This window comes from Aequorivita sp. Q41 (genome assembly GCF_039831855.1).
Classification (GTDB): Bacteria; Bacteroidota; Bacteroidia; order Flavobacteriales; family Flavobacteriaceae; genus Aequorivita.
Map to the genome: position 1 here is coordinate 1,710,547 of NZ_JBDPMS010000001.1, position 26,260 is coordinate 1,736,806.

Sequence of the window (26,260 nt, forward strand, 5' to 3'; positions counted from 1 at the left end):
CTTAATACACTGGATTTTTAATCAATAAAATCTAAAACGGGAATCCAATTCTTAATAAAATTAGTTGAGTAAGGATAGAAGCGTGTTAGGTGTATGTCCTGACCATCTTTTTACCTCTTTAATAAAGTGGTTCTGGTCGTAAAAACCATAGTGAAAAAAATCAGGGGTGCATCCTGTTGTATGAATGTGTTTAATTGCCAGCCTACAGCGAATCATTGATTGTACCTGTTTAGGGGATAATCCGGCATACTGCATCGTTATTCTTTGAAGATGCCTTTGACTTATTTGAAGCTTTCTTGACATTCGGCTTGCGGATGATGCATAATTTTTTCCGCTTATGAGAAGTTCTAAAAATTGGTTCCATAGAACTTGTCCTTTTCTATCTTTTCCATCAGAAAACTTTTTAATTTGATTATTAAAAGTATTCATAAAAACAGCTGGTTGTACTTCTTCAAAAAAAGGTGTCAACCAATTGAAAGCAGGCAGTATCTCATCCTGTAAAATAATTTTATTGGTCAATAGGCTAGTTTCTTCCTTGAAAATAGGCAGCGTACTTCCAAATTGAAAGGTCACTCCAAAAGCCAGATTTCCTTCGGGGTGTACATATTCTGCAAAATTGGTTCTTGGCCCTAGAATGCGTGTATCTTTTATAACTAGAGACCCCGACTGATTATCTTTAACAGTGTATGGAGATCCAAGGGTAAACACCCAGTTAACGTAGGGATAGGCAAAAATATATTCCGTCACTCCACGCCCTTTCGCGCTTAAATCAAGTAGCCAATAATAGCGTATAATATGGCGTAAATGTTCTGGTGGGGAAAATATTTTATACATCTATCTGTTCAAATCTGATTTTATTTTTACCAACTCCCCAAGCAACTTTGTTTCTTGGACTTGTGTTTCAAGGTTCATTTGCTTCGCTATCCTGACAACTTCAAAATTGAGGGTGTCTATTTCTGTTTCCCTTTTATTCCGAATGTCCTGCAATGTGGATATAAACTGGCCATCTGACATTTTGCTGATGGAAATCACCTGATCCTCGACTTCTTTTGCTTCTAAAGCAATCCCTTTTTTCTTGGCTATGAGCACACATTCCTTAATAATTCTCTTTGCCAGGGAAAAAACTTCGGCACTTCTATGGAAAATTCCATTATCAACGTCCAATAAGGGACATATGGAATTAAATACACAATTTGCGATTGCCTTTTTCCATATTATTTTATCGATTTGTTTTTCAGCAACAAATCTGAATTCGGGGGTATCTATTTCCTTTACAATTGTTTCTAAAACTGTACTGTTCTGCTGGACTACACCAATGGGAGACTCCGCTACAGGTTTATAACTTACTTCGTTTTTTGAAATATTTTGACTCGTTGCAAAAAGTACACATCTATAAATCTCTTGAAAATCATGCTCCATAAATGGTCTTTCTATACCTAGACCATTCTGCAAGATAACAATAGGTGTCTTGGTGGCTCTACTTTTGAGTTTTTCAGCAAGTTTCTTATTTCCAAAGGATTTATTGGTAAGCACAACCAGACCATTAAATTGAGTAAAGTTACTCATAGAATTGAACTTTACATTCGCTGTCAATTCTTGCCCTGATTTAAGTTTCAACCTTAGCATTTCACTATACGAACTACCATCGTCAACACGTCCTCGAATAAGCTGAACGTCTTTACCATGTCGTGTTAAGCATATCGCTAATGCTTTACCAATTGCTCCTGCACCAATTATGTATATAGTCATTTATTTTTGATTGTTCCTGAACAACAAATTACGGTAAAACACATTATTTTAAATAGTATAAGTTGGACATTTTAGCCTGATGTCCACCTTGTACTATCCTATTTATGGCTATTTAATGACTTTTGTTCAAAAAACAAATGGACAAAAAAGATATGGTTTCAGCCGATTATAAGCAACATATTTCAAGAGAACCTTTTCCGAACTCAAAAAAGCATTATGCAACGACAACTAATGGTTTAAAGATTCCTTTTAGAGGCGTTAAACAAACTAAAACTACCATAAATGGAACAGAAAAGGACACCACAAATCCAGAGGTGTATCTATATGATACTAGTGGTCCCTATACCGACCCAAAAGCCACTATTGATTTAACCCAAGGGCTTGCCGATGTTAGGGCTTGGTTGGCAAAAGACAAGGAAATAATAGAACTGTCACAACCATCCTCTGAATATGGGAATACCCGTTTAAAGGATACTACTTTGGATACCTTACGATTTCCAAATATTCGAAAACCGAAACGTTCCACAAGACCATCACATACGCAAATGTACTATGCCAAACAGGGAATAATCACTCCAGAAATGGAGTACATAGCTATTCGGGAAAACCTGATGATGGAGGATTACTATCAGCATTCTGGAAATAGTTGGGGCGCAAATATTCCTCAAAAAATTACTCCAGAATTTGTTCGGGATGAAGTGGCTAAAGGTCGTGCCATCATTCCTGCCAATATTAACCATCCCGAACTAGAACCTATGATAATTGGGCGCAACTTCCTAACTAAAGTGAATGCCAATATCGGAAACTCCGTAGTAACATCTTCTATTTCAGAAGAGGTGGAAAAAGCCGTATGGGCTTGTCGATGGGGAGCTGACTGTATTATGGATCTATCTACAGGTGAAAACATCCACGAAACCCGAGAATGGATTATACGGAATTGCCCTGTACCATTGGGTACTGTGCCTATTTATCAAGCCTTGGAAAAAGTCAATGGAAATCCCGAAGTGTTAACTTGGGAGCTTTTTCGTGATACCCTAATAGAACAGGCGGAACAGGGCGTGGACTATGTTACATTGCATGCTGGTGTTTTATTAAAATATATTCCGCTTACCGCTTCACGGCTTACGGGTATTGTTTCAAGAGGTGGAAGCATTATGGCCAAATGGTGTTTGGCACACCATAAAGAGAATTTTATTTACGAGCATTTTTCTGAATTATGCCAAATATTGAATAAGTACGATGTCTCCATTTCATTAGGTGATGGACTTCGACCAGGGAGTATCGCAGATGCCAATGATAAAGCACAGTTCGCTGAATTGGAAACCTTGGGAGAGCTCACGAAAATCGCTTGGAAATATGATGTTCAGGTAATGATTGAAGGTCCAGGACATGTCCCTATGCAGTTAATCAAAGAGAATGTGGATAAGCAGCTTAAACTTACTCACGAAGCCCCCTTTTATACATTAGGTCCACTCACTACGGATATTGCTCCGGGATATGACCACATTACGAGTGCTATTGGAGCAGCCTTGATTGGTTGGTTTGGCACTGCCATGCTTTGCTATGTAACTCCCAAAGAACATTTAGGGTTGCCCAATAAAGAAGATGTAAAGGATGGATTAATAGCTTACAAGATAGCAGCCCACGCAGCAGATTTAGCCAAAGGGTTTCCATCTGCCCAATATAGGGATGATGCCTTAAGTAAAGCACGGTTTGAGTTTCGATGGGAAGACCAGTTCAACCTTTCACTAGACCCATACAGAGCTCGTGAATATCACGATGAAACTTTACCTGCGGAGGGGGCGAAAATAGCTCATTTCTGTAGTATGTGCGGCCCAAAATTTTGTTCGATGAAAATCACACAGGAGATAAGGGAACTGGCCAATGAAAAAGCAGCTACAGAAACGAAAGTAATTGAAGAAGGCTTAAAGGAAAAGGCTGAGGAGTTTACAAAAAAAGGATCATCCATTTACTTATGAAGCAACCAAAAGTACTATCCATAGCAGGGTTTGACCCTTCAGCGGGCGCAGGAATTCTAGCCGATATAAAAGTATTTCAGCATTTCAATGTCTATGGCTTTGGTGTAATGACTGCCTTGACCATCCAAAATGAATCAGAGATTCGTGGTATTCGTTGGTCAACACACAAAGAGATTAAAGAACAGATAGATGTCATTTTTTCCCTTCACACTATATCTGCCGTAAAGATTGGAATTGTAAAAGATTCCGAAACGTTGAAATGGTTGGTCAAACTTTTAAGAGGTTATAGCAAAGACTTAAAAATCGTATGGGATCCTATATTAAAAAGCTCTAGTGGATTTAATTTTTGGAAGGATTTTGACCAAAAACAGGTATTAAGAACGATGGCACTTATTGACCTAATTACACCTAACAAAGAGGAATACTCAAAACTTTGGGGTGCTAATTTTCCCTATACGAAATTTAATGACCATACTGCTATTCTGCAGAAATCAGTTTCTGAAAATGAAGCATCTGTTATAGATCACTTGTGGTGGCATCAACATATACATCAGCTTAAATCCAGAAAATTTACTGGCTTTGATAAACATGGTACGGGTTGCATATTGTCTTCAGGCATTACAGCTGGACTGGCATTGGGATTCAATATGAAACAGGCTTATGATAAATCAAAAGAATTACTCAATCAATATATGTTAAGTAGTGAGTCTTTACTTGGCATTGCTTAAACAAATACGTTATGATGCAAAATAAAATATCCAGAATTCATTTTATCACTCAAAATATGCCCCATAAAACACATCCGCAATTGGCACTCGAGGCCTGTGAAGCAGGTGTTGATTTGGTACAGCTTCGACTCAAAGATATGGAAAGGGCGGAAATGCTTGATATCGCATTGGAGAGCCAAAAGATTTGCAGACATTTTGATGCGACTTTAATCATTAACGATCATTTGGACATCGCTCTTGAGATTGATGCAGATGGCGTTCACCTAGGCAATGGGGATATTAATCATGGGATTGCCAGAAAAGAACTAGGAATTAACAAGATTATTGGAGCAACCGCCTATAATGAAAAAGAAGCCAAGTTTCATCAATCAAATGGTATTGCCGATTATATTGGACTAGGGACTTTTCGTAAAACAAGAACAAAACCTGAAATCGAAGATTTTTTATCTTTGGATGAGATTCGTCAGTTGGTTACAAATCTAGAGAAAATGGATACTCCAACAATCCCTCTATTGGTCATCGGAGGGATACGGTTAGATGATATTACACCATTACTCTCAGTCGGAATACACGGTATTGCCATCGCTTCCCTCATCAATGAAAGTGAAAACAAAGAGCTAACACTAAAAACCATTAAAGCTGCTTTTCAATAAAGCAAACGAACAGAAGAATTGAGTTTAAAATGAATACAATTAAAATCCGGCAGGCAACTAAAAAAGATGCTAAATCCATAGCTCTTTTAGGTAGAACAACATTCTCTGAAACCTTTGCTCATTATTTTAGTTATGAGCAGGATTTGCTCGATTATCTTGAAGCTACTTTTTCTCTTGATAAAATAGAAAATAGCATCGATAAGCTTAATAATAAATATTGGATAGCAACAGTTAATAATTTACCTGTTGGCTATGCCAAACTTAAATTAAATTCGGCATCAGAATTTATCCTAGCCAACCAGGTATGTCAACTTCAAAAAATATATGTTCTTAAAGACTTTTTATCTATGAAGATAGGGGGTGAATTACAACATTACTTGCTTGAAGAAGCAAAACAATTGGGATTTAAAAACATCTGGCTTTCAGTACTCAAAGAAAACACTAGAGCTATAAGTTTTTATAACAAAAGTGGATTTGAAAAAATTGGTGAACATAACTTCCAGATTGGTAGGGAAAACTTTCGTTTTTTTGTAATGAAAAAATATTTACAAATAATAGAAGAATAACACAAATGAAAAAAATAGGATTAGTTGGTGGAATCAGTTGGACATCTACTCTAGATTATTACCGGTATATCAATGAAGGAGTTAATCAAGCATTGGGAGGGTTACAATCTGCTGAAATTATTCTCTATTCTCTGAACTTTGCAGATATTCAGGATAGAGGCTGGGAAAACTCTCATGAGTTGCTTTTAAAGGCTTGTAAAGAACTGAAAAAAAACAATGTAGAAGGTATTGTTTTATGTGCTAATACGGCTCATTTATTTGCGGATAAAATTCAGACCGAGATAGGATTGCCTATTATTGATATTGTTAACGTTACTGCAAGTGCTATTAAAAATGAGCATATAAAAAATGTTATTCTGCTTGGGACAAAATTTACCATGGAAATGGATTTTTATAAGAACAAGTTAATTGAAAGCGGATTAAACGTATTGATTCCTGAGGATGAAAAAATAAGGAATGAAATTCATTATATCGTAAAAGAGGAATTGGGTAAAGGAATTATTAAACCAAAATCTAAAGAAAAACTGATGGCTATCTGCGACGACTTAATAAAAAAAGGAGGAGAAGGCATCGTACTAGGATGTACGGAAATCCCCTTAATTCTTAGTCAAGATGATTTTTCAATACCTGTTTTTGATACAACCGAAATTCATTCCGAAGCCATAGTTAATTTCATATTGTCATAACATATTGAAGGATAAAAAAATTTACATTATTGGTTCAGGGGTCATAGGGAAGTCTTTATCTGTTTTTTTGCAGCAGGAAGGTAAAGACGTTATCCTTATAAGAGGAAGCGTAGATAACATTCCTGAAATAAAAACCAACGTCACAATTGTTGACCAGAACAACCTGGTACACAAGCAAAACATAACAACAACAGCATTTAGTAACTTAACAGCTATAAATGGGATTGTTTTAATTGCGACTAAATCATTTGCAAATAAGTATTTATCTGAGAAATTAAAACAAATCAAAGGTAATTTTTCAATCGTTCTGCTACAAAATGGATTGAATGTAGAAAAACCTTTTGAAAGCTTTGATAAGGTTTATCGTTGTGTATTGTTTTCTGGGGGAGAAGTGATAAATAATGAAAAAATTTCTTTTAAAATGGTTGCCTCGTCTCCTGTGGGAAATATATATGGAAAAAACACAGGTTTAGAGCCTATTATAAAACAAATCAACACTTTTTATTTTGGATTTAGAGAAGAGCAGGATATTATAAAACACATATGGAATAAGGTCATTATAAACTGTGCATTTAATTCTATTTGTCCTTTACTCGAAGTAGATAATGGTGTTTTTTACCGAAATCATCAGGCTGCAGGACAGGCAAAAATTGTAATTGAAGAATGTGTGGCACTATCTAAAAAACTGAATATTGAATTAAACCAAAATGACATAGAAGAACATTTAATGTTGATAAGCAAACAATCTAACGGACAACTTGTTTCTACCTATCAAGATATTCAAAATAAAAGAAAAACTGAAATAGAAAGTTTGAACCTTGAAATAGCAAGGCTTGCTAATGAAATGGGACTGCCTGCACTCGTAACCAACACAAGATTATTAGGGGAGCTGATTCAGCTAAAATCGAATATGAAATGAATAAAAAGGTCTACGAACAAAATTTACATTAACAATACTATATAGCTAATAGAACAGCAGGTTGATCTGAAAATACATCTCTTTATAAAAACAATGTTTTCCCATCTTCTAAAATAGTACACTTACTGGAAAAACCACTTTCTTTTAGCTTCGTGGATATGAATTGCCTGTTTTCTTTACAAGGACTAACGGCTTCCAAATGTGTAATAAGTACTTTTGTTTGTGGAAAGGTTTTACATAATACCATTATATCCTCTGAAGTCATTGTGACAGGCTTGCCAATAGCAAATGTAGCTGCGCCACCTGCTACTACCACATATTGTGGATTGTATAAGTTTATTGCCGCTTTCACATCTTCACACCATATGGTATCTCCTGCAAAGTAAATGCTTTCCTCCTTTGTTGAAAAAACAAAACCATTTACGGCTCCCATTTTTTCTCCGATTTCTCCAGTACCGTGCAAGCCTTCCGTGAGTGATATGGAAATTTCTTTAAATAGCATATTGTTTTCAAAGCTCTTTATGTTTTTAAAGCCATAGTTTGCAATCGTTTCTGCAATAGCAATAGGGCAAATAATAGGCAGGTTTTTATCTAAACGCTCTATAGCCGCTTTATCCCAATGGTCTGGATGAAGATGGGTTACTACAACCGCATCTATGCTTGCTAAATAATTGTCTAACTCTTTTGTGTCAAACGGTAAATCTACTAAGGGATTCGGTCTATTGTCCTGAGTCCAAGGAAAAACCCCAAACGAAGATTTTTTTCCTAGCATAGGATCTATTAAAAACTTTATGCTTTTTATATGTAGTAGTACTGTTGCATTTCGCCATAATTGAACTTCCATGGTGTTTGTTTTTTATGAATAATTTATATTCACTAAATTAGTGACACGTTATGTATACTTAAAGAAGTTTACCTTTAGGTAACCCACTTAAAAACCCAATTATGAATTATAAGGAGTTTGAAAATTGCGGAGTAAAGCGAAGTTTAGATTTACTTTCGGGTAAATGGAAACCCCTGATTTTGCATCATCTATTCCAAGAAAAAGAAATACGGTTTATTGAATTATGGCGTAAAATGCCACGGGTATCAAAAAAAGTTCTAGTCGAACAATTACAACAAATGCAGGAGCATCATATCATTGAACGAATAGAACTTAAAGGTTTCCCTCCACAAGTATACTACCGATTGCATCAGGATACAGAACCTTTAGGACCCGCTTTACAAATACTGGACGGTTGGGGGAAAAACAGATAGCTATCACTTATCTAATTACTATGCATCAATTTGGTAGCTACCGCAATTCGATTTAAAAAATTCATATGATTGATAGCTATGATAATCTGTGCAATTTCTTTTTCTTTAAAAAATTCACAAACCTTACCGTAAGTCGCATCTGTAACTCCTGTTTTGGTTATTTCGGTAATTTCCTCCGTTAGTTTTAATACAGCTCGCTCCATATCGGAAAATAGAGGACTTTCTTCCCAGGCGGATAAAGCAAATATCCGACGATCTGTTTCGCCTAATTTTAGGGCATCCTTGGTATGTAGATCAATACAATAGGCGCATTTATTAATTTGGGAAGCTCTTATTTTTATTATTTCCCTTAATTTTTTATCCAAGCTTGTTTGTGATAAATAAGCTTCAATATCGATTATTGATTTCCAACAATCCGGTTCCAAAGCTTTAATGTTTACCCGTTTTTGATGTTTAGTTATTGTAGACATAATGTTTAAATTTTGTGTTATTAAATCCTAGTTTACTATATAGTTGTTGTGCACCTTTATTATCATTTCCGGTCAAGAGCCAAACTTGCTTTCGCTGTGTTGCTTTTGAAAATTTTAAAATGGTTTTTATTAATAGGGAGGCTATACCTTTGCCCCGAAAAGCTTCCAGCACAAACAGATCATTCAAAATCCAGATTTTATTTAATTTTATGGTAGAGAAGGATGGGAAGAGCTGTGCGTAACCTGCCAATTGGTTCTTCACAACGGCTACCAATATTTCACTATCTCCTTTATTAATTCTCTCTTCCAAAAAGGTCTGAAGTTCTTCTGGATTTGATTCTTGCTTATAGAATTTCCTGAATTCAGTTACAAGAACAATCAGTGGCACTACATCTGAAAGTGTTGCTTTTCGTATAATCATCAGTTCTTTATATATTTTTAAGAATTAATTTTATTTTTACTTTTAGCGGCCAACTTTTGATTAAGAAATGTATCCAAGCTAGCAATAGCATAGCCCACTATTAGAGAAATAACCAAGATGAGAAGTGATGGAACAGCTATTTCAAAACCAGAAGAAAACCAAGTGATTAATCCTAAAAAGTAAGCAGGAACGGTATTCAAACGTTTCATCTTTGAAATGTAGAAAATCCCAATCATCGCGATAAATACAGCTAAAGGAAATCCAAACGCTCCAATAAATTCTGAAGACCAACTACCAGTATATTGGATATACATCCCGATAAGAATTCCAAAGAATTGTTGGATGAGAATGGTAAAGGCGGTTTTAAGGTTCGTGCCAAAAAGATGGTAGCTAACCCAAGCGATAAAGAGTATCCAGGGGGGCAAGGTAAAATAGGAAGCTATAAAAATGGCTAAAGCTCCTGTAAATCCTAAAGATAAGGCCTGTTTTAAGTTGGTCATAGTAATCTTGTTTTATGTGGACAAAGATTACCAGAAACAAACAGCAAAATCTTAAACTGGTTTAAGAAACCTCTTTTCTTCGGATTTCACTTAAATATTCGGGCGTGAAGCCTAAAAATGAAGCGATAAGGTATTGTGGGACACGTTGAATGAATTCGGGAAAGTTATCCCTGAAGTGGTAATATAAATCTTCCCGGGAATGCTCATAAAGCAGTTTTATTCGGTATTGCGAAGCCGCGAAAGCGCGTTGAAATACTAAATGAAAATACCGCTCCAAAGCAGGAAATTCTTTAAGTAGTGCTTCTTTAGAATCGGCACTTAACACTAAGACTTCACTAACTTCTACTGTACGGATAGTAAAGTTGGACGTATTTTTCTTAGAAACGGCGTTGAAATCGGTAGTCCACCAGTTTTCCAAGGCGAAATCAATAGTTTGTTCCGTGCCATTTTCCTTGGTGTACAATACCTGTAAACAGCCTTTGTTAACGAAAAATAGGTCTTGACAGATAACGCCCTCTCTTAATAAGTCTTTTTTCTTTTTTAAGATCTTCGTGTAAAAAAAGTTGTCCATAGTTCTAAGATTCAAATCACCAACATCTATAAACTTTTCTATGTGACTTATCAAAGACTCCATCATACCTTATAATTCGTTATCATTTTACAAGCTTTTTATACTTTGCACCCCAGTTGCTTAATTTTGACCAGATAGGGATTAACTCTATGGCAATTGGGGTGAGCTCATAGTCTACTCTTGGAGGCACTTCGGCGTAAACTGTGCGTTTAACCAACCCATCTTTTTCCAGCTCACGAAGCTGTAAGGTTAACATCCGTTCCGTGATTTTTGGTATCAGCCTTCTAATCTCACTAAAACGTAATTTACCGTTTTCCAATTTGCATAAAATCAACAACTTCCATCTGCCACCAACTTTACAAACCGCATAGGTTAAATCGCATTCCATTATGCTTTTTTCATTCAGCATATTCGTTGAATTTTCTTTTCGCTTTCCCATTACTTACAAAATTGTTAGTACCATACAATCAGATGCATACCCTACAAATTTATAGCATTCATTTTAATTTTATTGGCGAATTATAAAAATCCTTTACAAATGAAGAAATATGCATATATAGGTTGCCTTGGATTTATAGGCGTAATCACTACGGAATTTGGAGTCATTGGCATCTTACCACAAATAGCGACCTATTATGAAATAAGCATTGATCGTGCCGGACTTTTATTGAGTGCTTTTGCGCTAATAATAGCTTTGACGGGACCCTTTATGACCCTGCTTGCCTCTGGGTTTGACCGAAAAAAAGTAATGCTGCTTTCCATACTGTTATTTGTTATCACGGGAATGGTTTCTTCATTTTCTCCCCCGTTTTGGTTACTGATGTTGGTTAGGATTTTACCGGCTTTTTTGCAACCGGTTTATATTGCAACGGCACTTTCAGTAGCGGTATCTCAAGGAGATAAAAAGAATGAAAATAAACTAATGAGCATCGTTTTTAGTGGTGTAGCTATTGCAATGGTGACTACCGTTCCTTTTGCTACTTATATTGCCAGTATATTTTCTTGGGAATATTCGTTTTATGTACAATCAGCGATTAGTATCATTGCATTGATTACGATATATACTTTATTACCTAATATGCCCGTAAAAGAAAAGAAGTCATATGGGAGTCAATTGAAAATATTGAAACAACCCATATTTATTATAAGTACTGCAATGAATTTCTTTATGATAGCCGCCTGGTTTTCTACCTACAGTTATTTTGCAGATTACCTGAATAAGGCGAAAAATATGGACAATACTATGGTAAGTTATATGATGTTTGTATTTGGAGTGATTGGAGTGCTAGCTAACTGGGTGGCTGGAAAAATGTTGGATAAAAATATCACCAAAACCACAGCTTTCTTTCTATCAGGAACCATCTTGATACCGATATTGCTGCATTTTTCAGGAGGAAATACAGTGGCTACTATTGTGGTTATAGGAATCTGGGGGTTTTTGTATTCTCCAAGTTTTTTAAATGCTTCCACCTATATGATTTCGTCTGCACCAAAATCCTTGGAATTTGCAAATAGCCTTGCTACCTCATTTGGGAATTTAGGAGTCACTTTAGGAACTACAGTAGGTGGCTGGCTAATAGCTACAAAAAGTGTTGTATATACGCCTTGGTTAACCTTATTTTTTGGAGTTCTAGCTCTTCTTATGGTAGGACTGAGAGTTTTATTGGAGCATAAAACGAATAATAGCTTATGATATATGGATTTTTACTCCATAAATATTTTTGTGATAACTAGGTCAAAATATAAATTTTTCGATTAAAAATTTATCACACTATCTAATGCGTCATCAGCTTCCTTGTGGATAAAGTTAGCTTGATAGTTTATGGTAGTTTTTAAATCGCTGTGACGATACAATTTTTGTAACATCAATGGATGAATAGAATCCCCTGCTATGTTTCCAAATGAGTGCCTCGCAATATGCATGGTCACTTTTTTATTGATTCCTGCTATTTTCACAATTGACTTTAGGTTCTTGTTAAATTTACTGGTCGCCACTTTGATTTTATTATAAACGTCTTTGGCGTTGCTGAAATCTGCCTTTTTCATTTCAGGAAAAATAAAATCATCAGCTCCATTTTTATTGCTCTCATAATACCTCAAAATTATAAATGCTTTTTGGGGTATTTTGAGCGATACAATTTTGGTGTTCTTGCTCATTCTGTAGTTCAACCTTCCATCATAAACCATTGACCATTTGGTATAAAGAACATCCGAAACTCGCATCCCTGCAAAGTAAAAACTGAAAAGCCACACATTTAATGCGTGACGTTGCACTTCTGACAGGTTTTGAACATTTTCAAGCTTTGTTATTTCCTTCTTATTAAGCCCTATTTTAATAGTTTGGGGAAATTTGATTTTGAAACTGCCTTTACCAAAAGGGTATAAATCTTTGCTCACCACTTTATCAGCAATTGCTCTGTTGTAAATCAAACGAATCAATACCATTACATTTAGGGCAGAAGTCTCCGTTAAATTTCTATTGCCCATTAGATAGGTCTTAAATCTTTTGAGGAAGCGTAGATTAATTTCTTGAAAGTGTAATTCTTTTGATTTATGGAAATCACGGATATAGGTTATAAGTGCAGAATCTGTAGTATATCTATTCATTTTCTTGTCAGCTTCAAGTGCATCTAAATGCTCCTTTGCATAATCGAAGAACGTCAAGCTTGAAATGGGTTTGTAAATATTCCGCTTAATCTGAGTAGCCGATACATCGCCATCTTCACTTTGTAAATTCATTAAGCCCTTATTCACTTCTGTAAGTTTTGAGGACAATAAACTGTTTAGGCTTTTTGCATTCGGGTGGGACTTTTTTATGCGAAGGTTTTTCTCGTCCCAATCTTCTATATCAATATAATGACCGATATTTTTATAGGTAGAATGGCGGTTTTTAGTTATCCTGATTGCCAAAGGAAACATTCCTTTGGTATTAGGCTTTTTTCGTAGAATAATTTTTGCACTTGCTGACATAGCTTACCTGTTTAAGTTGCGAAAGTCAAATCAGGTACAACATAGGTACAACATTCAATTTTGAATGAGTTTCTTACCTTAGTAAGACTATAAAGATACTAATTTATTGGTCTTTTTGGGTACAACATAGGTACAACAAATGCTGAAATCAATTGATATTAGATGATATCAAAGAAAATGACATTTTACATAATCAATTGAATATGAATGACTTTGCTATTGTTTGGGCAAATGTACGCTAGACTTAGGATCTAGTGCCGTGAGGTGTGAGAGTTCGAGTCTCTCCGCCTGTACTTATTAAAAAGCCGACTTCTAGAAGTCGGCTTTTTTATTTCGATAAAAACTTCTAAAAAAATATAATTTATTAGTTTTCTTTCCCTTTTTCAATCAATGTTTCTACTTCATTTTTGTCGTCTCCGTTCATTTTTGGGTTTGGTGGGGTTTCAACTTTTTTTTTATGATGTATTTCATAATACATCGCGTAATGATCACTGCCAAAATACGTAGACCGCACCATTTTTTTTACATACAAGTCTCGAGTATGAAAAAGATGATCTAAGGGAAAACGCAAAAAGAAATAATTGGCATTATAGGTGGAAAAAAAACCACGTCCCACTCTTGGATCTATCATACCAGTCATTTTTTTAAATAGTCTTGTGGTGCGGCTCCAAACCACATCGTTCATATCGCCACATACTACGGTTGGCTTGTCTAGGTTTCGAATGTGTTTGCCGGTAAGCATAAGTTCTGCATCCCGCTCTTTAGAGGTTTCATTTTCTGTAGGGCTAGGCGGTGCTGGATGCAAACAGCAAAAAAAGATGGAGTTGTTTTCTTCAATTGGGAAATCGAAAAAAATGGAAGGTTTGTCAGCTTCAATTTGATATTTTACAGCTACATTTTTTAATTCCTTCTTAGCGTATATATGCATTCCATAAAAATTTTCTAAAGGTACTTTTACTGTATATGGATAGTTTTTCTCAAGAACTGAAAGGTTGTTTTCCCAATCTTTATTAGACTCCATTGTAAGGACCAAATCTGGATTGAAGCGCTTAACTTCATTTAAAAAACTAGAATAACAGTTGTTTGTTTGGAGTACATTCCCAGCTAAAATAGACACAAAACCATCAGTTGCAGTATGCGATCTTCTTTTCGGATAAAGAGCGCTATAGGGTGATACTTTGTATAATTGATAGCCCATTGTGGCAATAAGAAGCACTGCTAGCGTCCAGCTAATAGGCGTAAAAATTTCTTCAAAATAAAGTAATAATAAAAATAGAATAAGTTGAATAAATAAGGATTGAAGCCTTACAAAATCGGCAGTTCGGAAAAACCAATGGGAGTTTCCAATAGCTGGAAAAAAGGGGCTGATACTAAAAAAAAATATCAAAATGTATAAAACCATATTTCAAATTTAAGACTTTTATAAAAGTTAAAAGGAAACTTTTAGCTTTTTTGCTTTGTTTCATATCCCTACATTTACAGCCTTAAAAAAAAATAAACATGAAAAAAATTATCCTCAGTACCTTAGTAACATTTTTAACTTTCACCATTGCAATTGCACAGGATTTTACAACTCCAGATACAGGCGTAACGTGGACGCTAGATGATATTGCGACGGCAAGTCCAACAACAATCACTATTTCGGGAAATGAATACACCCTTTTAGGAAATTTAACTATTGCTGAAAGCGATACAGTACTTATAGATTCTGATTTAACACTTCTAATTGCTTCAGAAAAATTAGTTACAGTTTTTGGAACATTTACGGTAGATTCTGATATGGTAACAATAACAGCTGTAGATGAAGCTGATCCATACGAAGGCTTTCGTTTTGAAGAGTTTTCTGAAATAACTATTAAAAATGCAACCATTCAGTATGGTGGTGGGCTTCGTGTGTTGACTGAAACTTTTTCGATAGACAACAGTACAATAACACATAACGTTTCTGGTGCAACTACGAGTGCAGTAATTCAGTTTTCTCGCGGAATGCCGCAGATCACTAATAATACGATTTCATTTAACGAAAATCCAGCTATTGGTTCGGCTGCAAATTCAGCAGTGTCGGCTTATATTTTTAATAATATAATTGAAGGTAACAATCAAGCTAATAGAAATCGCCCACAAATAAATATGGGAACTACAATGGCTGCTGAGCCTTTACAGATTATTCAAAATACGATTATTGGCGACCCTGCTATCGATGAAGCTGGAGGAATTGCAGTTGCAAATTTTGTAGGCGGAAATATAAACGCGATTATTGATGCCAATACGATAAGTGGCAACCGATTTGGAATCACTATTCTTGGTGAAATAGATTCAGTAGAAATAACAAATAACATCATTACTGATAATAATATTCAAGGAGATCCAAATATTGGTGGAAGTGGAATTAACCTTAATAGTTCTGCAATTGGGCCAGATGTAATAGCGACAGGAAACGAAATTCGTGGAAACCATTGGGGAATAACCCTTCAAGGCTCAGCTTCCATAAACCTTGGGGATGACGCTGCTAATCCAGGTGGAAATATTTTTTCTAACAACGGCAATGGGGGTGCAATTTATGCACTTTATAACAACACAGAAAACGCAATTGAAGCAAAACATAACTGCTGGATTGAAGGGCAACAAAGTACGCCAGAACAAGTAGAAGAAGTTATTTTTCACTTTGAAGATGATGCTTCTTTTGGCGAAGTAACGTTCGATCCATTTTTATGTGGTGTTTTAGGAGTTGAAGAAAATACTATTGAAAACGTAAGTTTTTATCCAAATCCAGTAAAAAACGAAATCAACTTTAATGCCCTTGTTTCAATTGAAAAAGTTGAAATCTACGGAGTTCAAGGGAATTTAATTTCTTCTGAAACTATTTCTTTAGGCCAAAACAAAATTTCTATAAACCTACCTTCTGGATTGTATTTTGTGAATTTTAGCAGCAATACGCAGTCTGTTACCAAGAAAATGATGGTTGAATAAATATCCTTATATCTCTGAGCCTTTAGGATAACTCAGAAAATAATAAAAATGCCCTGACGTTATAGTCGGGGCATTTTTTATGGAAGTAATACCTGTTTTTCCTTTGTTAAACCTTAATTTTGCACCCTCAAAAAAAATTAAAAAACAGAGAAGTGAATATTCAGAATAAGGCAAGATTGGAGTTGCGTAAAGATGAAATGAAAACTTACGGGTATCAGGTAGTTGACGCGATTGTGGCGCATTATGCAACACAAAATGAAAAATTACCGGTGGTTTCGGGCTCACGCGCAGAAATGGAAGAATTGTTTCTAGAGGATGCCCCCGAAAAACCGAGTGACCCACAGCAGGTTTTAAACTTTGTTTTGGATGAAGTGATGACGAAAAGCAATATTGTTTCACACCCAAAATCATATTCCTTTGTTCCTGGTCCGAGTAATTATATAAGCGCAATGGCAGATAGTTTGGCGTCGGGTTTCAATATTTTTTCTGGAGGTTGGCAGGCTTCCCCTGCGGCAGCTGAGATGGAAATTGTAACGATGAACTGGCTTTTAAAAATGTTTGGTTTTCCGCAGAAAAAAGGCGGTGGAATCTTTACGAGTGGTGGTTCCATGGCTAATTTAACCGCATTGGTTACTGCACGAAAAGTAAAATGTGGCGATGATTTTAGCAATGCAGTTATCTATCTTTCAGACCAAGCACATTCTTCAAATATAAAAGCAATTCGGGTTCTTGGCTTTCGAAAAGAGCAGATTCGCATTATCCCAACAGACAGCGAATTTAAATTTTCACTTAATAAATTAAAAAATGCAATTGCAAAAGATAGATTGGAAGGTTTGCAACCTTTCTGTTTGATTGCAACAGCAGGAACCACTAATACGGGCACTGTAGATCCGCTTTCAGACATTGCTAAAATTTGTAAAAAAGAAGCTATTTGGTTCCATATTGACGGGGCGTATGGCGGTTTTGCTATACTTGCAGACAACGGCAAACAAATGTTGAAAGGCATTGAAAAAGCAGACTCCCTTACCATCGATCCTCATAAATGGTTTTTTCAACCCTATGAAATTGGTTGTTTGCTTATTAAAAATCACAAATGGCTTAAAGGAACTTTTACCGAAAAGCCAGAGTACCTTCGTGATATAGAAGGAAATACTTCCGAAATTAATTTTTACGACCATGGGATTGAACTTACACGCCGCTTTAGAGCTTTAAAGTTTTATATGTCTGTAAAAACGTTTGGGATGGAAGCGTTTAGAAAAGCAATTACCTATAACGTAAAATTGGCAGAAGCCACAGAAAGCTTTCTTCGGAAAAGCCCTGACTGGGAAATTATTTCCCCAGCAACTTTGGCGGTTATCAATTTTAGATATAATCCTATTGGCAACAAACTTTCCGAGAAAAAATTGGATGCATTAAATCAGCGAATATCACAAAATGTAGTTGATTCTAAACAAGCGCTGCTTGTAACCACAGTGCTAAACGGACAAGTCGTATTGCGAATGTGTTTAATAAATCCACGCACTACGTTAGAAGATGTAAAAGAGACCATTGCGCTCTGTGAAACTTTTGCGGAACAAAAAGTATTCGTTTGAAGCAAGCCGATATTATAATAATTGGCGGCGGGGCAGCGGGTTTTTTTACAGCAATTAATGCTGCGGAAAAAAACCCCAAGCTTAAAATAATTATTCTTGAACGTGGAAAAGAAGTGCTTACCAAAGTAAAGGTTAGCGGTGGCGGAAGGTGTAATGTTACCCACGCAGAATTTCTGCCAAAGGAACTTTCACAAAATTATCCGCGTGGCGAAAAAGAACTCTTAGGCCCATTTCATACCTTCATGACAGGCGATACCATTGCATGGTTTGCGGAAAAAGGTGTTGCATTAAAGATAGAGGAAGACGGTAGAATGTTTCCGCTTTCAGATTCCTCACAGACAATTATTGATTGTTTTCTTTCGGAAGCAAACCGATTGAAGGTTGAAGTTTTACTAAATCAACCCGTAAAAACGATTCAGAAAGAGGGAAAAAACTTTATTTTAAACACAACTACCGATAGTTTTTCTGCTGAAAAAATTGTGATTGCCACGGGTAGCAATCCAAAGATTTGGCAATTACTAGAAAGTTTTGGTCACACTATTATTCCAGCGGTGCCTTCCTTATTTACTTTTAATATTAAGGACTCGAGGATTGTAGACCTTCCTGGATTAAGCACGAATGCTTCAGTAAAAGTGCTTGATAAGAAGGGAAAATCTGTTCTGGAAAGTAACGGCCCACTATTAATTACCCATTGGGGTATGAGTGGTCCCGCTATTTTAAAACTTTCTGCTTGGGGTGCCCGATTGCTTGAGCCTTTAAAATATCATTTTACAATTCAAGTAAATTGGTTGGATAATCTTTCTGAAGATGCGGTTTTAGATTCTTTAAAAGACCTTAAAGCGATACAAGGAAAACAGACTATTTATAAATATGGGCAGTTTGAATTACCAAAACGCCTTTGGCAGAGTCTGGTAAAAACTTCGGGAATTGATGAACGCCTTACGTGGGCAGATGCTACTCGTGAAAACCTTCAAAATATAGCAAACCAACTCACTGCCGGAATTTTTGAAGTTGCAGGAAAAAGCACTTTTAAAGAAGAGTTTGTTACTGCAGGCGGAATTGACTTAAAGGAAATAAACTTTAAAACCTTTGAAAGTAGAACGTGTAAAGAGTTGTATTTTGCAGGAGAAGTGCTAAATATTGACGCTATTACAGGTGGTTTTAATTTCCAGAATGCGTGGACAGGAGGGTATATCGTGTCTCAAAACTTATGATTATTTTAGTAGCGATTTGATTATTCTATTCAATATATAAAAACATTATAGAATCTTGATTAATAACATTAAGTCAACATCAATCTTATTAATATGCATGCATACATAGCGCTTCTTCGCGGGATAAATGTTGGAGGGCATAAAAAGCTTAAAATGGCCGATCTTAAACTTCTATTTGAGGAATTAGGGTTTAAAAAAGTGCATACCTATATTCAAAGTGGGAACGTGGTTTTTTTTTCGGAAGAAAAAGATGGTTTGGTAGAAATAATTTCTAAAGAAATAGAAAATCGCTATGGGTGGGAAGTTCCAGTTTTTGTTAAAACAGTCGCTGAAGTAAAGCAAATTTTAACAGATTGCCCATTTGATGAATCAAAGAAAACGGAAGCCTATTTTATGCTACTTGCCTCATCACCAAAACAGGAGCTTGTGGCTGCTATAAACGAAATTAGCTACCCCAATGAAGAGTTTATAATCACTGACAAAATAATTTATTGTTATTACCACAACGGATTAGGCAAGGCGAAGCTAAACAACAATTTTTTCGAGAATAAACTAAAAGTTGCAAGTACTACACGCAATTACCGCACATTAGCTAAGCTTTTAGAATTCGCAAAATAGCTATAATACTTCATCATAATTAGGTTTCAAGTATTAATATAGGCATATTCAAAAGCTCATTTTAAAAGTGTTTTCGTCTATTGATATTCGTATTCCAAGATTTCTTTTAATTTTAACAAGTCCATTTTTTTTGGATATAATGCTAAAAGCTCATTCAATAAGTTTTTAGCTTTGTTACAATCTAGAAATTCTCTTTCACAGCGATAGCTGTAGGTCGCTACAAGACGGTAATTTATATCATATTCTTTTGGGAAAATTTCTTTTGCTTTTTTATATTGAAAAATGGCGTTATACCAATCTCCTTTAGTTAGCCACATATCTCCATCAGCAATTAAAGCTAGGTATGCTTCTGTTTTCTGTTTTAAATCGTTTTGTTTGGTTGCTGAAACAGAATTGTCAACCTGTTTAATTTGAAAATAGATGAATATACTAACAGTAATAAACAATATGGTTAATATGCTATTTGTTATATAGCTTTCTTTTCTACGTGCTTTTAATACGCTTGTGCGGATGGATAATAGTTGTTCTTTTGTGGCATGTTTTAAATCTATTTTTCCTTCGGCAGCTTTTAAGTATTCTTTTTTAAGACCCAAAAAAGATTTGTCTTTCCGGAACATTCTTTTTCCTCTGAGCTGATTTTTATTATTTCTCAGACTTGTAATCATTCCTTGTATGCTACCGCCTCCACCCATCATGATAATTCATTTTTTTGTAACAATAGTTTGGTTAATCTGTTTTTTAACCAAAGTACAGCGGGAAATAGCCAAAATACAAGCCAAATCATGGTATGTCTTGGCATAACTTGATATTTATAATTTAAATAATAAACTCCAGCAGTGATAATTAAAGCTACTAAAGAATCAAATACCTTTATTTGAACTGGCGAATACCTCTCTATATGTGTTTTATTCATTTTCTTAATGTCGCTCATATGCACTTTGTTATAAAATCTTTTTTTTGACGGCGCGTATTCTAGTAGCATAAGTGCATTTTTAAATATATATATTAAAGAAACACCAAGTAGGAAGTATTGTAATATATTTAGCCCTTCATTAAGTATTTTATAATCAACAAAATAACTGAAATTAAAAACTCTGTAAATATGATCGATAGCGAAGATTATCATTATAATAGAGCTCCAAATACTTAAGGTTAAGCGTGTATTTTCACTTAACTTTAAATACGTAAATGCGTGTAAAAATGAAAGAATACAGAATACTAAGCCGATAGCTATAGCTATATATGCAAACAGGTTTTTAAAGTTTAAAAAGCCAATGTCAATAATCCAATAAATCAGAGATATTGATTGTAATAATGTAATTCCTTCAGTTAATTTTGGGATTGTTTTCTTTTCATGATAGATTACAGAAGCGATAACAAAAAAGAAAATAAAAAAATAGGGCCACATTTCTATGTGGTTTTCTAAACTGTAGTTTCGTTCGTTTTTTCCTGGAAAAAAAGCAATCAAGCTTAAGCCAAGCGCTATAATTATTTTGTAGAAAATGCTTTTCCAATCTGCCGATAATCTTCTATTTTCATAAATAATTCCTAGTATTAATGGAATCATCATTAGTGATAAAAGGCTGTCCTCACTTTGGTGATTTCGAAAGAAAACATATCCTGTAAAGGCAATTATAAAAATACCTAAGAGTATCAGAAATATAGTAAAGTTTGAATATTTAGTTTTTTTCTTAGAGGTCATTCTTATGATACTAGCACGGGCATTTGTAAAAAAAACACTGAGTAAAAATCTGATTTTTAAGTGTAGGGTTAAGTGTAAATATAAAAAAGTGACTTTAATTATATACCAAAGCCAGACTAATTTTAGATGCTGTACTTACCTTTTCCAGTTCTGCAGTCGATCGAGGTATAGGTAGCTTTCCACAAATTCTCGATGTTCAAAACTGGTCATTTTTTCCAATAAATTCAAGGCTGAAATGTAACTTGCTAAATTTCCGTTTGAGGAACTAAACTTTCCATCTTCCACAAAAGCAATCAAACTATCGTTTTGAACTTTTAGGTTTGGATAGTCTTTTTGCAGCTGTTCCCCGCCACCTATCCACGTTACAATTTTATGTCCATCTGCAATTCCTGATTTTCCAATAAGCTGTGCGCCTGCACAATTGCTTACGGTATAATCGGTTTCCATATTTTTTCTTTTAATAAAAGAAACAAGTTCATCATTATGCACTTGGGCGAACATATCATACGCACTTGGTACAAAGAGAGCGCTTAGTTTTGGACAAGTAGTAAAGGTGTAATCTGGTAGCATTCTAATCCCTTCTTCGGTCGTAATTGGGGTTTCGGTTTCGGCGATTGTAACTACATTAAAAAGTTGTTGATGTGTTTCAGAAGGTTTTGAAAAAACATCTGAAGTGGCAATTACTTCACTTTGAAGCACTCCATTAAACATTAAAAGACCGATAGTAGGCAATTCCGGATTATATGGTTTAAGGTGTTTTGTAAGCGTGTCTGTTTTAGTTTCGTTGTGATTTAGATTTTTAGTTTCAACATTGGTTTTTGAGGTATTCGAATTACAGCTACTTAGTATAATAGCAATAATTAGCAAAGGGAGAATGCGCGTGTTCATAGGGTTTGTTTTAAAATCTTAGCACTATAAAGTTAGCTAATTTTTAGTTTTTAGACTTAGGTAAATTGACGTTATTTATCCTTTTGAATATAATAAATACCCTCCTCCAATAATAAGTAATGGCATTGCAATGGATAAAAGTATGATGCTCCATCTATAGAGTCCCCAAAAAGAAACAACTCTTCTTTCATCAGTATCTTTATTGTAAATGATATTTACAATGTCATCAATTTTATAAGGTGCAGGCCTTGAACTGATTTTACTTTCAAAAGTAATTTCGGTATTTGTATTATCTGTAAATTGAAATACGGGTTTGTAGGTGTTGGTATCTTCTCCGCTAATTTCAATTAAAGCTACAACCCTTGCTGTAGTTCTTATTCCCGTGTTCAGTAATGTTTTAGTGTTGCTGAATTGTTTTAGTGCAAAATATATTAACACCAGCGAAATTAGGAACATTACCACATATACGTAATCAATCATTTTCTTTTTTATTACTATGGCCATAGGTTATACAATCCAAGATTTAATGCTATAGGAAGGGTTAGTTGTTTAAAAAAGGGTGGATGTGTTAAAATTTAATACCTTCCTTAAAAAAATGGAGATTCTAGTTTTCCACATATCTTGATTATTATTTCTTGTTTACTGCTTCCCAAGCTTTATACCTATTGGCTAGAAAAGCATTTCCTTTAGTTTGATATTCGGGAGTGAATATTGTAAAATGATCTCCAGGAAAATACTCGAATTCCATATTTGCATTAAGTGCTTTCATTGCTTCCTCTAGTTTGTATACCGCCCCGGTTAAAAGAAAATTATCTTGACTGCCTATAGATACACGTATTTTACTGTCTAGGTTTCGTTTTAATGAGTCCCAGTTATTTCGTAAATAAAGCGATATATCATAATTTTTCCAATGCTCAAAAGTTTGAGGGTTCATAGCGCCAGTTACAGGGTCGCAAAGACGTTCTGGGGTGCCGTCGCTTCCTTTTGCACTAAACACAGCATTAAAGGAATGCATCTGTTCGCCACGATAAATAATGTTTTCCATAGCATACATTTGCTTGCTTGACGCCCATGGAAAACGTCCAGCCACCGTCGCAACATTCCTTAATGTTCCTTCTGGAGTGTAAAACAAGTTTTCGCCTTTGTAAAGATTAACACCTTGATAGTCTCTAAAATCTACGGGGTCTGGCGCACTGCTCCAGCAGCCATCAAATACTTCAGGATAACGAGTTTGTAAAGAAAGTACCGTCCAGCCACCGCTACTATGCCCAGTTAAAAGCTTGGCGCCGTTGGTGCGGAATTTCTTTTCTAAAGCGGGAATAAATTCTTTAACAAGCGCATCGCCCCAAGGGCCGTTGTTTGCACTATTGGTATATACCGAATGTCCCAAAGCACAGTTGCCATCTAGATAAACTGTAATACATGCAATAGTGTCTATTGGTTGACTTTGTATGCTTGTGTTGTTGCTAAGACGAAGATAATCGCCGCCATAACCCGCTACTTTAAATAATACAGGGAAATGTCTGTCTGCTTGGGTGTAATATTCCTTTGGAAGAATAACGGCAGCATTTACGGTTATTTCTTTGGTGTGAAATTTTGAAAGCAACGTAGAAGGAGCTTTTAATTCTTTTATAAATTCAGTTTCAATAAAAAGACGTTCCGCAATAGTTTCAGAACACTTTAAAGTAAAAATTTCTTCCCTATTTTGAGTAATCGTTACCTCAATCGCTGGATTGTAAATGTTTCCAGGGCTTTCATTAATGGCACGTCCCCCCAAATTTCTATCCCAAACTACTTGTGCATAATAGTTTCCGCGTTCAATATCAGATAGTTTTACGGGATAACTTTTAGCAGTATCATCAAAAACCACAGTAGCGCCAGGCATTATATTTTCAACGTCTATGGAATAGCACGGGAACGAAGTAATACCCACAAAGCCGTCCTTCGGGCGTTTATTCTCTTTGCTTAAATACAAAAATACTTTACCGGAAAAAGGCCCTTCAAAGTCTGCTGAGGAGTAGCTTGTTTTAAATTGCTGCGCATAGGAAAAAGCACATATAAATAAGAGTAGTAGGGGTATTTGTTTTTTCATAATAGCTCTGTTAGCGCGTTTTTAAAACTACAAAATTTAACACTACTCATCAAAAATATATACGCGGCTTTTTCTTTGTGCAGTAAAAACCTGTTAACTCGCTGTTAAACCAAGGTGTGTATATGCAGGCACAATAATTAATGTGTAATTTTAATTGCGTAAAATTATGCAGCTATTCTAAAATTATTTTACGATAAACAATCCACAATGATACTTTTAGTCCGTCCACAATTACTTCGAAAAAACTTTAACGGCATGACTGTTTGGCCGTTTGTAATTATAAAACACCAAGGATTAAAAAAAGATGTTGTTTTTATAAACCATGAATGTATTCACCTTAAACAACAGGCTGAATTGTTAGTTGTCTTTTTCTATTTGTGGTATGGTATTGAGTTTTTGTTTCGCTGGGTTCAATTTAAAAACCGTTTTGAAGCGTATCGAAATATTTCTTTTGAAAGGGAAGCTTATTTTTTTGAAAAGGACACTGCCTATTTAAAAACCCGAAACGCTTTTGGCTTTATGCAATTTTTAAAATGAAATTAATATTCTAAGTTTAAATAGATATAATAAATTATATATGAGTTTACTTTTTTCTCCTTTAAAAATAAAAAATACAACTTTTAAAAACCGCGTGGTTGTTTCCCCAATGTGTATGTATAGCGGTCAGGATGGGTTTGCAAACGATTTCCATTTGGTGCATTTGGGAAGTCGTGCCGTGGGTGGGGCTGGCTTAATTATTCAAGAAGCTACAGCCGTTTCACCTGAAGGCAGAATTACGCCTGGCGATTTGGGGATTTGGAAAGATGCGCATTTAGATACCTTAACCCAGTTAGTCGCTTTTGTGCATTCGCAAAACGCACATATTGGAATTCAGTTGGCGCATGCAGGGAGAAAAGCGAGTCATCATTTGCCAGAAAACGGCTCAAAAAAAATTGCGCCAGATGGTGAAGATGGATGGCAAACGGTTGCTGCATCAGCTTTGCCTTTCCGGGATGAAGAACCTGCGCCAATAGCTTTGGATGAAAAAGGTATTAAAAAGGTAAAGGAAGATTATATTGCTGCAACGCGCCGTGCTGCAAGGGCTGGCTATGATGTTGTTGAAATCCACGCGGCACACGGCTATTTATTTCACCAGTTTTATTCGCCTTTAGCAAACGAACGCACCGATCTGTATGGGGGAAGTTTTGAAAATAGAATTCGGTTGCTGCTTGAAGTTACGGAAGCCGTACGTAACGAATGGGATGATGCGAAGCCTTTATTTGTGAGGATTTCTGCGACAGATTGGACAGCGAATGGATGGTGTATAGAAGATTCTATACAGCTTGCTAAGGCATTAAAAAAGCTTGGTGTAGATTTAATAGATACCTCCACAGGAGGAAATATTCCGAAGGCTACCATTCCGAGTAAACCTGGATATCAGGTTAAATTTGCAGCACAAATTAAACAGGAAGCAGGTATTTTAACAGGTGCTGTTGGGCAAATTACCACCGCAAAGCAATCAGAAAAAATACTACAAGCGGGAAAAGCAGATTTAATTCTATATGCGCGTGAGAGTTTAAGGCAACCCTATTTTGCCTTACAAGCCGCTGCCGAATTAAACGAAAATGTGGCCTGGCCGTTACAATATATTCGCGCAAAAATATAAGCAAAAAATGGACTCCATTTATGAATCTTATAAAAGTTGTATTTATAAAAATACCTAGTCGTTTGTGCCT

The 26,260-nt window shown here is 35.5% G+C and carries 29 protein-coding genes; 14 read left to right on the forward strand and 15 right to left on the reverse strand.

The genetic code is table 11. The annotated features are described in order from the left end of the window. Positions 1–60 precede the first annotated feature (60 nt). Together ABJ955_RS07915 and ABJ955_RS07920 are read right to left on the reverse strand one after the other, a co-directional pair. Complete coding sequence (locus ABJ955_RS07915) at positions 61–834, reverse strand: helix-turn-helix domain-containing protein (protein ID WP_347374044.1); 774 nt, start codon at positions 832–834, stop codon at positions 61–63. Next, positions 835–1,749 carry a 2-dehydropantoate 2-reductase gene (locus tag ABJ955_RS07920; protein ID WP_347374045.1) on the reverse strand — a complete coding sequence of 305 codons (915 nt, stop codon included), beginning with the start codon at positions 1,747–1,749 and terminating at the stop codon, positions 835–837. Between the two features lie 137 nt (positions 1,750–1,886). On the opposite strand from ABJ955_RS07920, the gene thiC reads away from it, so the two are divergent. The 6 genes from thiC to ABJ955_RS07950 are packed head-to-tail and all read left to right on the forward strand — an operon-like array spanning position 1,887 to position 7,280. Next, on the forward strand, positions 1,887–3,728 hold the full coding sequence (gene thiC / locus ABJ955_RS07925; protein ID WP_347374046.1) for a phosphomethylpyrimidine synthase ThiC: 1,842 nt from the start codon (positions 1,887–1,889) through the stop codon (positions 3,726–3,728). Next, positions 3,725–4,456 carry a hydroxymethylpyrimidine/phosphomethylpyrimidine kinase gene (locus ABJ955_RS07930; RefSeq protein ID WP_347374047.1) on the forward strand — a complete coding sequence of 244 codons (732 nt, stop codon included), beginning with the start codon at positions 3,725–3,727 and terminating at the stop codon, positions 4,454–4,456. Before thiC ends, ABJ955_RS07930 begins: the two co-directional genes overlap by 4 nt. An 11-nt stretch (positions 4,457–4,467) precedes the next feature. Then, positions 4,468–5,109 carry a thiamine phosphate synthase gene (gene thiE, locus ABJ955_RS07935; protein ID WP_347374048.1) on the forward strand — a complete coding sequence of 214 codons (642 nt, stop codon included), beginning with the start codon at positions 4,468–4,470 and terminating at the stop codon, positions 5,107–5,109. A 29-nt stretch (positions 5,110–5,138) separates the two neighbouring features. Further along, complete coding sequence (locus tag ABJ955_RS07940) at positions 5,139–5,675, forward strand: GNAT family N-acetyltransferase (RefSeq protein ID WP_347374049.1); 537 nt, start codon at positions 5,139–5,141, stop codon at positions 5,673–5,675. 5 nt (positions 5,676–5,680) lie between these two features. Beyond that, the gene (locus ABJ955_RS07945) at positions 5,681–6,361 is read left to right on the forward strand and encodes an amino acid racemase (protein ID WP_347374050.1); all 681 of its coding nucleotides are present in this window, start codon (positions 5,681–5,683) and stop codon (positions 6,359–6,361) included. 4 nt (positions 6,362–6,365) lie between these two features. Continuing rightward, a complete protein-coding gene (locus ABJ955_RS07950; protein WP_347374051.1) occupies positions 6,366–7,280 on the forward strand; it encodes a 2-dehydropantoate 2-reductase in 915 nt (304 codons plus the stop codon). A gap of 82 nt (positions 7,281–7,362) precedes the next feature. Here ABJ955_RS07950 and ABJ955_RS07955 read toward each other — a convergent pair whose 3' ends face one another. Next, complete coding sequence (locus ABJ955_RS07955) at positions 7,363–8,124, reverse strand: MBL fold metallo-hydrolase (protein WP_347374052.1); 762 nt, start codon at positions 8,122–8,124, stop codon at positions 7,363–7,365. A gap of 101 nt (positions 8,125–8,225) precedes the next feature. On the opposite strand from ABJ955_RS07955, the gene ABJ955_RS07960 reads away from it, so the two are divergent. Then, the gene (locus ABJ955_RS07960) at positions 8,226–8,537 is read left to right on the forward strand and encodes a helix-turn-helix domain-containing protein (RefSeq protein ID WP_347374053.1); all 312 of its coding nucleotides are present in this window, start codon (positions 8,226–8,228) and stop codon (positions 8,535–8,537) included. A gap of 11 nt (positions 8,538–8,548) precedes the next feature. On the opposite strand, the gene ABJ955_RS07965 is transcribed toward ABJ955_RS07960, so the two are convergent. From ABJ955_RS07965 to ABJ955_RS07985, 5 genes are all read right to left on the reverse strand, one after another. After that, the gene (locus ABJ955_RS07965) at positions 8,549–9,007 is read right to left on the reverse strand and encodes a carboxymuconolactone decarboxylase family protein (protein ID WP_347374054.1); all 459 of its coding nucleotides are present in this window, start codon (positions 9,005–9,007) and stop codon (positions 8,549–8,551) included. Continuing rightward, on the reverse strand, positions 8,991–9,428 hold the full coding sequence (locus ABJ955_RS07970; RefSeq protein WP_347374055.1) for a GNAT family N-acetyltransferase: 438 nt from the start codon (positions 9,426–9,428) through the stop codon (positions 8,991–8,993). The genes ABJ955_RS07965 and ABJ955_RS07970 overlap by 17 nt, the downstream gene beginning before the upstream one ends. Before the next feature lie 17 nt (positions 9,429–9,445). Then, positions 9,446–9,928 carry a DUF1097 domain-containing protein gene (locus ABJ955_RS07975; protein WP_347374056.1) on the reverse strand — a complete coding sequence of 161 codons (483 nt, stop codon included), beginning with the start codon at positions 9,926–9,928 and terminating at the stop codon, positions 9,446–9,448. Positions 9,929–9,989: 61 nt separating this feature from the next. Next, complete coding sequence (locus ABJ955_RS07980; protein ID WP_347374057.1) at positions 9,990–10,499, reverse strand: Crp/Fnr family transcriptional regulator; 510 nt, start codon at positions 10,497–10,499, stop codon at positions 9,990–9,992. Between the two features lie 82 nt (positions 10,500–10,581). Continuing rightward, positions 10,582–10,938 (reverse strand): helix-turn-helix domain-containing protein, encoded by a 357-nt coding sequence (locus ABJ955_RS07985; RefSeq protein WP_347374058.1) that lies wholly within the window; start codon positions 10,936–10,938, stop codon positions 10,582–10,584. Between the two features lie 99 nt (positions 10,939–11,037). On the opposite strand from ABJ955_RS07985, the gene ABJ955_RS07990 reads away from it, so the two are divergent. Continuing rightward, positions 11,038–12,192, forward strand: a complete 1,155-nt coding sequence (locus tag ABJ955_RS07990) for an MFS transporter (protein ID WP_347374059.1) — start codon at positions 11,038–11,040, stop codon at positions 12,190–12,192. Positions 12,193–12,254: 62 nt separating this feature from the next. Here ABJ955_RS07990 and ABJ955_RS07995 read toward each other — a convergent pair whose 3' ends face one another. Both ABJ955_RS07995 and ABJ955_RS08000 read right to left on the reverse strand, forming a co-directional pair. Beyond that, positions 12,255–13,469, reverse strand: coding sequence for a site-specific integrase (locus tag ABJ955_RS07995; protein ID WP_347374060.1), 1,215 nt, complete (start codon positions 13,467–13,469; stop codon positions 12,255–12,257). A gap of 364 nt (positions 13,470–13,833) precedes the next feature. Further along, positions 13,834–14,871: an endonuclease/exonuclease/phosphatase family protein gene (locus ABJ955_RS08000; protein ID WP_347374061.1), complete on the reverse strand. Its 1,038-nt coding sequence runs from the start codon at positions 14,869–14,871 to the stop codon at positions 13,834–13,836. Positions 14,872–14,969: 98 nt separating this feature from the next. Between ABJ955_RS08000 and ABJ955_RS08005 the strand changes: the two genes are divergently transcribed. The 4 genes from ABJ955_RS08005 to ABJ955_RS08020 all read left to right on the forward strand — a co-directional run bounded on the left by ABJ955_RS08005 (position 14,970) and on the right by ABJ955_RS08020 (position 19,863). Then, the gene (locus ABJ955_RS08005) at positions 14,970–16,439 is read left to right on the forward strand and encodes a T9SS type A sorting domain-containing protein (RefSeq protein WP_347374062.1); all 1,470 of its coding nucleotides are present in this window, start codon (positions 14,970–14,972) and stop codon (positions 16,437–16,439) included. Between the two features lie 197 nt (positions 16,440–16,636). Further along, complete coding sequence (locus ABJ955_RS08010) at positions 16,637–18,031, forward strand: aminotransferase class V-fold PLP-dependent enzyme (RefSeq protein WP_347374380.1); 1,395 nt, start codon at positions 16,637–16,639, stop codon at positions 18,029–18,031. Then, a complete protein-coding gene (locus ABJ955_RS08015) occupies positions 18,028–19,245 on the forward strand; it encodes an NAD(P)/FAD-dependent oxidoreductase (RefSeq protein ID WP_347374063.1) in 1,218 nt (405 codons plus the stop codon). The genes ABJ955_RS08010 and ABJ955_RS08015 overlap by 4 nt, the downstream gene beginning before the upstream one ends. 93 nt (positions 19,246–19,338) lie before the next feature. Next, a complete protein-coding gene (locus ABJ955_RS08020; protein ID WP_347374064.1) occupies positions 19,339–19,863 on the forward strand; it encodes a DUF1697 domain-containing protein in 525 nt (174 codons plus the stop codon). Positions 19,864–19,940: 77 nt separating this feature from the next. Here the strand turns inward: ABJ955_RS08020 and ABJ955_RS08025 are convergent, their stop codons facing one another. From ABJ955_RS08025 to ABJ955_RS08045, 5 genes are all read right to left on the reverse strand, one after another. Continuing rightward, positions 19,941–20,480, reverse strand: a complete 540-nt coding sequence (locus ABJ955_RS08025) for a hypothetical protein (protein ID WP_347374065.1) — start codon at positions 20,478–20,480, stop codon at positions 19,941–19,943. Positions 20,481–20,554: 74 nt separating this feature from the next. Then, positions 20,555–21,565, reverse strand: a complete 1,011-nt coding sequence (locus ABJ955_RS08030) for a hypothetical protein (RefSeq protein WP_347374066.1) — start codon at positions 21,563–21,565, stop codon at positions 20,555–20,557. A gap of 135 nt (positions 21,566–21,700) precedes the next feature. Further along, positions 21,701–22,453, reverse strand: coding sequence for a DJ-1/PfpI family protein (locus ABJ955_RS08035; RefSeq protein ID WP_347374067.1), 753 nt, complete (start codon positions 22,451–22,453; stop codon positions 21,701–21,703). A gap of 75 nt (positions 22,454–22,528) precedes the next feature. Beyond that, positions 22,529–22,957 (reverse strand): DUF3592 domain-containing protein, encoded by a 429-nt coding sequence (locus ABJ955_RS08040; protein WP_347374068.1) that lies wholly within the window; start codon positions 22,955–22,957, stop codon positions 22,529–22,531. Positions 22,958–23,081: 124 nt separating this feature from the next. Beyond that, positions 23,082–24,545: an alpha/beta hydrolase-fold protein gene (locus ABJ955_RS08045; RefSeq protein WP_347374069.1), complete on the reverse strand. Its 1,464-nt coding sequence runs from the start codon at positions 24,543–24,545 to the stop codon at positions 23,082–23,084. A gap of 207 nt (positions 24,546–24,752) precedes the next feature. Between ABJ955_RS08045 and ABJ955_RS08050 the strand changes: the two genes are divergently transcribed. Next, complete coding sequence (locus ABJ955_RS08050; RefSeq protein ID WP_347374070.1) at positions 24,753–25,082, forward strand: hypothetical protein; 330 nt, start codon at positions 24,753–24,755, stop codon at positions 25,080–25,082. A 40-nt stretch (positions 25,083–25,122) separates the two neighbouring features. Then, complete coding sequence (locus ABJ955_RS08055) at positions 25,123–26,190, forward strand: NADH:flavin oxidoreductase/NADH oxidase (RefSeq protein ID WP_347374071.1); 1,068 nt, start codon at positions 25,123–25,125, stop codon at positions 26,188–26,190. Positions 26,191–26,260: the final 70 nt, after the last annotated feature.